At 72.3% G+C, this 9,997-nt stretch carries 10 protein-coding genes; 2 read left to right on the top strand and 8 right to left on the bottom strand.

Annotation, left to right across the window (positions count from 1 at the left end):
• Positions 1–115 precede the first annotated feature (115 nt).
• Positions 116–679, bottom strand: a complete 564-nt coding sequence (locus ABT336_RS25390) for a TetR/AcrR family transcriptional regulator (protein WP_502891266.1) — start codon at positions 677–679, stop codon at positions 116–118.
• Positions 680–781: 102 nt separating this feature from the next.
• On the opposite strand from ABT336_RS25390, the gene ABT336_RS25395 reads away from it, so the two are divergent.
• Positions 782–1,180, top strand: a complete 399-nt coding sequence (locus ABT336_RS25395; protein ID WP_350899790.1) for a hypothetical protein — start codon at positions 782–784, stop codon at positions 1,178–1,180.
• 60 nt (positions 1,181–1,240) lie between these two features.
• On the opposite strand, the gene ABT336_RS25400 is transcribed toward ABT336_RS25395, so the two are convergent.
• The 6 genes from ABT336_RS25400 to ABT336_RS25425 are packed head-to-tail and all read right to left on the bottom strand — an operon-like array spanning position 1,241 to position 7,144.
• The gene (locus ABT336_RS25400) at positions 1,241–2,818 is read right to left on the bottom strand and encodes a hypothetical protein (RefSeq protein WP_350899792.1); all 1,578 of its coding nucleotides are present in this window, start codon (positions 2,816–2,818) and stop codon (positions 1,241–1,243) included.
• Positions 2,818–3,117, bottom strand: a complete 300-nt coding sequence (locus ABT336_RS25405; RefSeq protein ID WP_350899794.1) for a YciI family protein — start codon at positions 3,115–3,117, stop codon at positions 2,818–2,820. Before ABT336_RS25405 ends, ABT336_RS25400 begins: the two co-directional genes overlap by 1 nt.
• Positions 3,114–4,433 (bottom strand): helix-turn-helix domain-containing protein, encoded by a 1,320-nt coding sequence (locus ABT336_RS25410; protein ID WP_350899796.1) that lies wholly within the window; start codon positions 4,431–4,433, stop codon positions 3,114–3,116. Before ABT336_RS25410 ends, ABT336_RS25405 begins: the two co-directional genes overlap by 4 nt.
• Before the next feature lie 44 nt (positions 4,434–4,477).
• Positions 4,478–5,239 (bottom strand): SDR family NAD(P)-dependent oxidoreductase, encoded by a 762-nt coding sequence (locus ABT336_RS25415; protein ID WP_350899798.1) that lies wholly within the window; start codon positions 5,237–5,239, stop codon positions 4,478–4,480.
• Positions 5,236–6,216, bottom strand: a complete 981-nt coding sequence (locus ABT336_RS25420) for an alpha-ketoacid dehydrogenase subunit beta (RefSeq protein WP_350899800.1) — start codon at positions 6,214–6,216, stop codon at positions 5,236–5,238. Before ABT336_RS25420 ends, ABT336_RS25415 begins: the two co-directional genes overlap by 4 nt.
• Positions 6,209–7,144 (bottom strand): thiamine pyrophosphate-dependent dehydrogenase E1 component subunit alpha, encoded by a 936-nt coding sequence (locus tag ABT336_RS25425; RefSeq protein WP_350899802.1) that lies wholly within the window; start codon positions 7,142–7,144, stop codon positions 6,209–6,211. Before ABT336_RS25425 ends, ABT336_RS25420 begins: the two co-directional genes overlap by 8 nt.
• Before the next feature lie 130 nt (positions 7,145–7,274).
• Here ABT336_RS25425 and ABT336_RS25430 point away from each other — a divergent pair, with 130 nt between their 5' ends.
• Positions 7,275–8,405 carry a mandelate racemase/muconate lactonizing enzyme family protein gene (locus ABT336_RS25430; protein WP_350899804.1) on the top strand — a complete coding sequence of 377 codons (1,131 nt, stop codon included), beginning with the start codon at positions 7,275–7,277 and terminating at the stop codon, positions 8,403–8,405.
• 1,193 nt (positions 8,406–9,598) lie between these two features.
• Here ABT336_RS25430 and ABT336_RS25435 read toward each other — a convergent pair.
• On the bottom strand, positions 9,599–9,997 hold a 399-nt coding region (locus ABT336_RS25435; protein WP_350899806.1), incomplete at its 5' end, for an L-rhamnose mutarotase.

Genomic DNA, 9,997 nt, shown 5'->3' on the forward strand with positions numbered 1-9,997 from the left:
CGGGTAGCGGACGACGCCCACAGCGCCGGCGCGTCCGCGCCGACCGGTGCCCGGTACGGGCACGCCGGCGCCGGGCGGTGCGGCCCCTCGCCGCACCGCCCGGCCCTCCCGCCGCTCACGTCGCGGGTGGGTGTTCGAAGAGCAGTCGGAGGACCGGGGCGGCAGCGTCGGGGGCGTCCCCGCCGAGGTCGGGCGGGAGCGCACCGGCCAGCCACAGGGTGGCGAAGCCGTGCGCGATCGACCAGGCGGCCAGCCGTGCCTGGTCGGCGACGCCGTCGGTCACCCGGGGATCGGTCAGGCTGTCGCTGAGCGCCTGACCGGCCCGCTGCCGGGCGGCCACCAGCTCCGGTGCCTCCGCGTGCAGCAGGCTCGGCTGGAACATCACCTCGAAGTGCGCCCGGTGGGTGACGGCGAACCGGATGTACGCCTGACCGGTGGCCAGGATGTCGCCCCCGGCGGCCTCCAGTGCCCCGGCGAGCAGTTCCAGCCCCTCGGCGGCGATCGCGGTGAGCAGGCCGGTCTTGTCGCCGAAGTGGTGCGCCGGTGCGGCGTGCGAGACGCCGACCCGCCGCGCCAGGTCCCGCAGGCTCAACGCCGCCGGCCCGGCCTCGACTATCGCCTCGGTGGCTGCGGTGAGCAGGGCCCGGCGCAGGTCACCGTGGTGGTATGGCTGCCGCATCCGGCCTCCGCTCATGTTGACGTTGACAAGATGCTACCCGACCAGGCTATCTTGTCGTCGTCAAGATCGGGCGTGCGCAACGCCACCACGACAGGAGGAACAATGGGTACGGCGGATCGATGGCTGACAGTGATCGCACTGGTCAGCGTCCCGACGGTGATGTTCGGCGGATACACGTTGATGCGACTGACCGCCGCCGGACGACTCAACGCCTTCCAACTGGCACTGTTCCGGGCCGGACACGCGCACGCCGGTGTCCTGCTGGTGCTCACCCTGACCGCCCTCGGCATTGCCGCCCGGGCCGGGCTGTCCGACCCGTACACCTGGGTCGTCGGGGGTCTGCTCGCCGCCGGGACGATCAGCCAGTCCGGCGGGTTCTTCCTGCACGCCGCGATCGGGCGGCCCGGGGCCTGGTCGTTCGGCAACACCCTGACGATGGGCGGGGCGGCGGCCCTCACCGCCGCGCTCCTCGCCCTCGCCTACGGGGTCGCCACCGGCTGACCCGCGCGGCCCCGGTCGACGGCTTCACCACCGACGACCGGGGCGGTCCCGACAGCGGGGTCAGCCGGCGCTGTGGGCGTGCCGGGCGGTCCGCTCGGCCAACCACAGCCAGCGGCGCTGCACCTCCCCGCCGGTCGCGGCGACCATCGCCAGGGCGTCCGCGCCGACCCGGGTCAACGTTGCCGCCTCGGCCGACGGGTCGTCGAGCACTGCCGCGCCGTCGCGGAACGCCTCCGCCTCGGCCGACCCGCCGAACCGGGGGGCGACCTCGTCACGCCAGAAGTCCGCCCAGGTCAGCTCCGGGTTCCAGGAGAACCGGGCGTACGCCAGGTAGCTGACCTCGTTCGTCGGGTGGTACGCGGACGCCTCGGCGAAGATGGTCAGCCCCCGCATCCCGGCGGCGGCGGTCCGGGTGGCCATGTCGGCGTACATGTCCGGGACCCAGGAGTGGCGCTGCCGGTTCCACTGCGATCCGGCGTGGGTCCGCAGGACGTTGGTGGTGTGCGGCAACGCCGAGACGTGGTCGGCGGTGAGCCGGTCCCGGTTGTCGTACCAGAAACCCCGGTTCACGCAGTACTGGTAGGCGACGTCGTCGGGCAGGTCGGCAAGCGGACCCTGGGCGTCGAGGTCGAAGATGTTGTCCCAGTACACCTCGACCAGGTGCCGCAGGGGCACCCCGGCCGGTCCGGTCCGGCGGGCGGTGTCCAGCAGGGTCGGGTACACCGACCGCATCGCCTCGTACGACCACGAGGTGCGCTCACCGCCGGTGTGCGCGGTGCACCTGTCGCAGGCGCAGCTGCCGTAGTCGCCGGTCTCGAAGTTGATCCCACCCACCGGCAGGGTGTCGAGCAGCCAGTCGACGGCGTCGCGGTGCCACGCCAGGTTCTCCGGATGCGAGGGACAGGCGGCCATCATGTACTCGCTGGCCGGGAAGTGCAGGTCACCGAACTCGTCGATGTCGAACCCGACCTTCTTCGGCAGCTCGGCGGCCAGGTCGGGGCGCTGCCGCAGCCAGGTGGCGAGGTTGAAGCGGTGCCGACCGTCGAAGTAGACGCCGCCGTAGGCGTTGATCCCCACCCCGGCGATGATCCGTACGCCCCGGGCGTTGGCGTACTCGCACAGCTCCCGGGCCGCCTCGACGCCGCCGTGGGCGTCGCGCAGCAGCCCGTACACCACGATCCCGCCGATCCGTTCGGCGCTGCAGAAGTCGACCAGCCGCCGGTAGTCGGCCCCGAACGCGTCGGAGCCCTTGGCGTACGGATTCAGCGCGCCGATCTCCTGGAGGCCGAGTCGGCGCAGGTCCCAGTTGGTGGAGTGGTCCCACGTCCAGAGGGTCCGCAACGGCAGCCCCGGCCCGGCCGTGGCGTCGACGGTGCCGACGGGCAGACCGGCCGGGGTGGCCCGGTCGAGGAGGTCACGGGTGGCGTACACCAGGCCGGCGAAGGGGTCGCCGACGATCCGGATCTCGCCGGTCTCGGGCACCTCGACGCGGTACCCGCCCTCGGGCAGCGTCGCGTCGGGGGTGAACCGGACCGGCTCGGCCCCCTCCCCCAGCGCGTCGGTCAGCAGACCGGCCGCGTACGGGGCGTGGTCGACGCCGGACACCCGGACGCCGGAAACCTGGCGGTACTGCGACATCATGACCTCCCGAGGGACTGCGGGGTGGCGGCGAGGTACTCGATCACCTCGATGGCCGTCCACACCCGGTGTTGCCAGTACGGATCGTGTTCGACGAGGGTCCGGGCGGTCACGGCGTCGGGTGCCCGCAGGACGAGGAGCGAGGCCCCCAGGTCGGCGCGGGCCCCGGCGACCAGGGCGGTGCCGTCGGCGAGCAGCCCCCGGACGTGGTCGAGGTGGGCCGCCCGGTGGGGTTGCCTGGTGAGCCGCGCGTCGGCGGCGAAGGTGGCGGTGACCAGCCAGGTCGGCTCGAACCTCACGAGTCGGCCCCGACCGCACCGACCAGCCGCTGCATGGCCACCCGGTAGACGGTCTGCGGTCGGCCCGCACCGGTGCTGACGTGCACCCCGACCTCCTCGGCGAACCCGGCTGCGCGCAGTGACTTGAGCAGCCGACGCGCCGATCGGGTCTCCACCCCGTACGCGTCGGCCAGCCCCCGCGCGGTCACCTCGTTGGGGTCCATCTGGTGCAGCGCCTCCAGCAGCCGTCGGGTGGACAGCGGCCCGAGCCGCAGCTGCTCGGAGACGCGCAGCACCCCCGGGGCGGTCTCCCGCAGGCGTTGCTTGACCTGGCTGGACCGGGTGGAGTAGATGTCCCCGTCGGGGAAGACGACGTGGGTGTCCCCACCCCGCCCGAGGGCGAGCGCCTGGCGGGCGTTGGCCTCGGCGGCGGCGATGGTGGTGCCAGCGCCGAAGCCGACGGTGTGCTCGCCGTCGACCCCGCGCAGGGTGAGCAGGGAGGCGTGCCCGGCGCGGTGTCGGGCGATGGCGCTCTCCACTGTGCCCCGGGTGGTGGTGATCAGCAGGGTCCGGTCGTCGATGGTCCCCAACCGCCCGCGCATCCGCTCGGCGTGCTCCAGGAGCGCCTCCCGCAGCCGCAGCCGCTGCCGTTCGGCCTGGTAGGGGTCCACCTGACGACCTGCGGACTCCGGCACCTCGATCATCATCACGGCGATCTGGGTGGCCCGGGACTGGCGTACCTCGGCGGCCTGCCAGGCCCGACGCAGCGCGTCGCGGACCGAGGCCCGGGTGTGCTCGACACGCCAGACCGGGACCCCGGAGTCGCGCAGTTCCCGGTGCACCGCACCGAGGCAGGTCAGGCAGGCCTCGACAGCCCCGGAGGCGTAGCGCTCCCGGTGGTACGCGGTGATCTCGGCCAGCCCGGAGAAGAGCAGCCCGGAGGAGTCGGCGATGGGCAGGATCTCGGTGGGCGGGGTCACCTCGATGTCGTGGTAGGTCTCCCGGACGGTGTCCGCCTCGATGGTGTCCACACTGACCCGGGGCAGGCGTCCCCCACCGGCGAGCAGCATCCGGGACAGGGTCCGGTACAGGTCGATCCCGGCGTGCCGGATGTAGTCGATCTCGGCGCGCAGCCCCGGGGTGGCGGCGGCGAAGGCGTACGGGATGCGCCCGGTGAACAGCAGCACCTGGCACAGCCCGTCCAACTCCCGGGCAAGTTCGGGCGCCTGCTCGGGGTTGGTGTACGCCCTGGCGGTCACCTCCTCCGCGCGCCCCTCCCCCTGCGCCACCTCCTGCACGAGCCGGATCGAGTCCTCCGGGCCGATGATCCCGATCACGATGCTGCCTCCACGTCGTCGCCCTGGCCGTCCGGTCGGGCTGCTCAGCCGGTGTAGACGGTGCCGGCGATGCCGGCGCTGACCGGTGCGGCCAGCAGCGTCAGCACCGACGCCACGTCCTCGGGGTGACCCAGGGCCGCCTCGATCCGGGCCACCTGGCCGCCGTCGGTGCCGTTGGCCCGCGCCTCGTCCAGCGACCGCCGCATCAGCGGTGTGTCGATGTCGCCCGGACAGAGCGTGTGCACCCGGATCCCGCGTGGACCGAGCTGGCGGGCCAGTGTCAACGCCAGGCCGTGCAGTCCTCCCTTGCTCGCGCCGTAGGGTACCGACCCGCTTCCGGCGAGTACGCCCGCCTTCGACCCGACCAGGACGAGGACCCCGTCGCCGCCGGTCAGGTGCCGTACCGCGTGTTTGGCGACCAGGAACGGGCCGGTGAGGTTGACGGCGATCACCCGCTGCCACAGCTGCTCCGACAGGTCGGCGACGTCGGTGCCCTGCCCGCGCATGATGCCCGCGACGTGCAGGACCGCGTCGACTCCGCCGAGGTCGACGGCGGCGGCGTCGAGCGCCTCGGCGACCTGTGCCTCGACCGTGACGTCGACGGCGTGGGCGCAGGCGCGCACCCCGACGGCGCAGGCCTGCTCGGCGGCACCCGCCGCGCCCCCGGCGTCGGCGTCGAGCACCGCCACCGCCGCACCGGCGGCAGCGGCGGCCCGGACGGTGGCCAGGCCGATGCCGGAGGCACCGCCGACGACGACCACCCGGCGGCCGGCCAGCAGACCGGCCGCCGGGGTGCCGCCGGTCACCGTCGAACCGTCCGACGGACCGCCTCGACGACGTGCGCCGCCTCGGGCACGACGGCCTTCTGCAACGCGGGGGCCGCCGGCATCGGCACGTCCGGGGTGGCCACCCGGGCCACCGGGGCCCGCAGGTCGGCGAAGCACTCGTCGGCCGCCCGGGCGGCGATCTCCGCGCCGAACCCGCCGGTCAGGTTCGCCTCGTGGGCGACGACCAACCGGCCGGTGCGGGACACCGACGCGCCGACGGTGTCGAAGTCGAGGGGGTTGAGCCACCTCAGGTCGATCACCTCGGTCTCGATGCCCTCCTCGGCGAGCGTCCCGGCCGCCGCGAGGGCCGCCGGGACCATCCGGGACCAGGCCACCACCGTCGCGTCGGTGCCCTCCCGGACCACCCGGGCACCGCCGACCGGCTCGACCGGTGCGTCGGTGCGGACCGGGCCCTTCGTCGGGTAGAGCATCCGGGCCTCCGCGACCACCACCGGGTCGTCGCTGGTCACCGCCGTGCGCAACATCTGGTACGCGTCGTCGGGGGTGGACGGCAGGGCCACCCGCAGCCCCGGGGTGTGCGCGAAGTACGCCTCGGGCGAGTGCGAGTGCTGGGCGCAGGCACCCGGGGAGTAGCCCTGCTGCATCCGGATCACCAGCGGGGCCTTCCACCGGCCGCCGCTGGAGTAACGGATGGTGGCGATCTGGTTGACGATCTGGTCCATCGCCACGAACGAGAAGTCGGCGTACATGATCTCGGCGATCGGCCGCAGGCCGGTCATCGCCGACCCGAGCGCCATGCCGAGGAACCCGGTCTCGGAGATCGGGGTGTCGAAGATCCGGTCCGAGCCGAACCGCTTGTGCAGCCCCTTGGTGGCCCCGAACGGCCCGCCGGGCAGGGCGACGTCCTCACCGAAGTAGACGGTGTCGGTCCGGGTGTCCAGCGCCCAGGTCAGGGCCGCGTTGACGGCCTGGATGTAGCGCAGCGACTCAGACATAGACGTGCTCCTTGACGGTCGCCGGATCCGGGTACGGCACCTCGCGGGCGGCGGTGACGGCAGCCTCCACCTCGGCTTCCACCTCGGCGTCGACGGCGTCGAGTCGGGCGGTCAGCTCGGCGTCGGCGGCGGCCCGGATGCGGGCCAGCGGCTCCCGTTCGCGGGCCGAGGCGATCTCACCGGCCGGCCGGTAGTGCTGCACGTCTCCGCTGTAGTGGCCGACCAGGCGCTCGGTCATGGCCTCCACGATGGAGGGTCCGGAGCCCTCCCGGGCCCGGGTCACCGCCTCGGTGAGGGCGTCGGCGACCGCGTCGGCGTCGTTGCCGTCGACGACCCGGCCGGGGATGCCGTAGCCGGCGGCCCGCTCGGCGAGCTGACGGATGCGGACCATGTCCTCGATCCGGGACATCTCCGAGTACACGTTGTTCTCCACGACCACCACCAGCGGCAGGTCGAGCACGGCGGCCAGGTTGATCGCCTCGTGCACGTTGCCCTGGTTCATCGCACCGTCACCGATGGTGACCACGGAGACCGCACCGCTGCCGGTGCGCTGCGCGGTGAGCGCGGCCCCGGTGGCGATCGGGACCCCGGCACCCACTATGGAGTTCTCCCCCATGAACCACCGGCTCGGGTCGGACAGGTAGGGCGAGGCGGCCCGGCCCCCGTTGACCGCCGAGTCGCGCCCCATCATCTCGGCGAACAGCCCGGCCATGTCCACGCCTCGGGCCAACGCCCACCCGTGCCCACGGTAGGTCGCTGTGACGTGGTCGCCGTCGCGCAGCGCGCGGGCGGCCCCGACCGGGATGGCCTCCTGGCCGTTGCACAGGTGGATCGAGCCCGGAATCTCGCCGTCGTCCTTGAGGGCGGCCAGCCGCTCCTCGAACCGGCGGATCCGGGCCATCGCCCGGTAGTCGTCCGGCAGACCCATCACACCCCCAGAGAAGATTTAGAGCCCTATTCCGGCTCGTTCGGATTGGAGCCTAGACCAGGGACATCATGCTATGGAAGAGTGCAGGAGCAAGTTTGTGGCCGTTATAGGGCTCTAATTTGGGGGCAGCATGGAGATCACCGCCGTCGAGTCGGTGGTACGCGGCGACGCGCACTTCGTCGCGGTACACACCTCGGCCGGGCTGGTCGGCGTCGGCCAGTCCGCCTGCTGGGGATACCCCGGCGCGGTGCACGCGGTCGTGGAGACCTTCCGGCCGTACCTGCTCGGTGCCGACCCGAACCGGATCGAGCACCACTGGCACCACCTCTACCGGATGGGTCCGTTCCGGGGGTCCGTCCTCACCGCCGCCGTCTCCGCCATCGACCTGGCCCTGTGGGACCTGCTCGGCAAGCGCCTCGACGTGCCGGTCTGGCAGCTGCTCGGCGGGCGGGTCCGGGACCGGATCCGACTGCACCTGCTGCTGCCCGGCACCGGTGCCGAGGCCCTGGCAGCCCAGGCCACCGCCGCCGCCGCCGACGGTTTCACGGCCGTGAAGTTCGACCCGCTGCCCGCCGACTACGGCGACCTGTCGCTGGCCCGCCTGGTCACCGAGACCGAGGCCACCACCGCCGCCGTCCGGGAGGCGGTCGGCCCGGACGTGGACCTGCTCATCGAGCTGCACCGCAAGCTGACCCCGTTGCAGGCCGAGGCGGTCGTACCGGCGGTCGGTCGGCTGCTGCCGCTGATGGTCGAGGACGCCGTCCAGATCGACAGCGTCAGCAGCCAGGCCGCCGTCGCCCGCCGGGCCCTCGGCGTCCCGATGGCAAACGGGGAACGACTGCACACCATCTGGGAGTTCAAGGAGCTGCTCGCCCAGGGCGGCGCCCAGTACGTCCGCCCCGACCTCGGCCTGGCCGGTGGGATCAGCCACGCCCGCAAGATCGCCGCCCTGGCCGAGTCCCACCACGCCGCAGTGGTCAGTCACAACTGTCTCGGCCCGCTGCTCACCATGGCCTCGGTGCACCTCGACGCGGCGATCCCGAACTTCGTCACCCAGGAGTACTCCCCCCTCGACGACGCCCTCGCCGACGGACCGGCCCGGCCCTGCGTCCGCCGCGACGGCGGATACCTGCCCGTCCCCACCGAGCCCGGTCTCGGCGTCACCCTCGACCTCACCGACGAGACCCCCCTCGACCTGAGCGGCCGACCGCTCCACCAGATCCCCCTGCGCGCCGACGGCTCCGTCGCCTACGCCGTCTAGGGCCTGGACTCCCGAACGTTCCCGGCGTGGGTGACCCGGCGTCCGGTATGTCGGTCGAGCGGCGTTGCGCCGGTCAGGCTGTAGCGGTGGCGCGTGCGAGGCACGGTGTCGGCCATCGTCCGTATCGGGCTAGCCGTCGAACATCCTCGCCGTCCCGCACCACGAACGCGCCCCGCATCCGCCGCGACCGCCAAACAAGGGCTGACCTGGTGGACCTGCACGCTGGGAGGCGTGGGAATGAAGGCCCCCAGCACATGACATAGTGGACATCAAGAACCCCACCCCGCAGCAGAAGGAACGAGGTCCAGTGAACAGCTCCGACCAGACAGACGTCCCAGAGACAGAGTTTCCACCCGCAGATTGGGACTACGCCCCCGCCCCACAATCTCCACATTGGGGCCATGACCCTCAGTTCGATACGCCTGCCCCCGGCGCACCCGAATCCTCATATCCCTACGAGCCTGCGGACTCCTACGATACGCCTGCCCCCGACGCATCCGAATCCTCATATCCCTACGGGCCTCCGGAATCCTACGATGAAATGTCCGACAAGAATCAGTACCGAACGCGTAAAGCGGTTCGAGATTACTTCGAGTCTCAAGGAAAGCCTGTGCCGGCTTGGGCACAGAGGCAGCGAGAGTCTCGCGTCGGTGGAGCCGACGGCCCTCCCGAGGGCTACGAACGACTCACTCCGGCTGGACAGAGAAGTGCACGCAAGCAGGTCAGGGACGAGTTCGAGTCCCAGGGACTACCCGTGCCGGTCTGGGCCCAGAACAGGAGAGTGTCTCACCACGAACGTGGGGCCGACGGCCGTCCCAACGACTACGAACGACTCACTCCGGCTGCACAGAAGAATGCACGCAAAGTGGCTAGGGAGAAGTTCGAGTCCCAGGGACTACCCGTGCCGGCCTGGGCGGAGCGGAGGCGAGTACCGAATCCCCGTCGGGGAGCCGGTACCGAGAAGGCCCCGACCGTCGCCGAGTACGCATCCTTGCAGACGGGAGACCCCGGCCCCAGTCAGCGCAGTTCCTCGTACGCGTTGCCTGCCGACCACGGCCACCGGATGAATCCCACCGATTCACGGTCGACCAGGAGATGAGCAACGGGTGGGGTCGCGAGGCGACTCACCCCGCTCGGGCACCCGCGATGACGAGGCATCGCCAGGGTTGTCCGGCTGCGGCGCGACCCCACCGTCAGCAGCCGGGATGGTGGAAGACCGGGTTCGCCCACAGTGGCTCGCCGTCGGCGTCGGCGATCTCGGCGAAGAGGTGCGCCAGCGAGGCCGTCCACTGGGCCTGCACCTGGGCGTCGCCGGTGACCCGGCTGGCGTGGTCGAAGCCCCACCGGGTCCGCAGCACACAGATCAGCAGCAGCCCGTGCCGGTAGATGGTGTAGTCGTACAGGCCGGCCTCGTCGAGTAGGTCGAGCAGCTCCGGCCAGACCTCGGCGTGCCGGCGCTCGTACTCGGCCTCGGCCCCGGGCCGTAGCCGGTAGAGGTAGCACAGCTGCCGGCCCGGCCCCCGGGCCGGCGGGCGGCGCCGCACCGGGGGCGCGGGGGTGGGGGGCCGGGGGGGGGGTGAGGCGAGCCGGGG

Origin of the sequence: Micromonospora sp. NPDC000207 (assembly GCF_040300925.1) — a bacterium.
Classification (GTDB): Bacteria; Actinomycetota; Actinomycetes; order Mycobacteriales; family Micromonosporaceae; genus Micromonospora.

What these genes read in the sequence shown, in the direction of transcription:
- ABT336_RS25390 (WP_502891266.1), bottom strand. Translation starts at nt 679, where the DNA reads ATGCGGCAGCCATACCACCACGGTGACCTGCGCCGGGCCCTGCTCACC.
- ABT336_RS25395 (WP_350899790.1), top strand. Translation starts at nt 782, where the DNA reads ATGGGTACGGCGGATCGATGGCTGACAGTGATCGCACTGGTCAGCGTC.
- ABT336_RS25400 (WP_350899792.1), bottom strand. Translation starts at nt 2,818, where the DNA reads ATGTCGCAGTACCGCCAGGTTTCCGGCGTCCGGGTGTCCGGCGTCGAC.
- ABT336_RS25420 (WP_350899800.1), bottom strand. Translation starts at nt 6,216, where the DNA reads ATGTCTGAGTCGCTGCGCTACATCCAGGCCGTCAACGCGGCCCTGACC.
- ABT336_RS25425 (WP_350899802.1), bottom strand. Translation starts at nt 7,144, where the DNA reads ATGGGTCTGCCGGACGACTACCGGGCGATGGCCCGGATCCGCCGGTTC.
- ABT336_RS25430 (WP_350899804.1), top strand. Translation starts at nt 7,275, where the DNA reads ATGGAGATCACCGCCGTCGAGTCGGTGGTACGCGGCGACGCGCACTTC.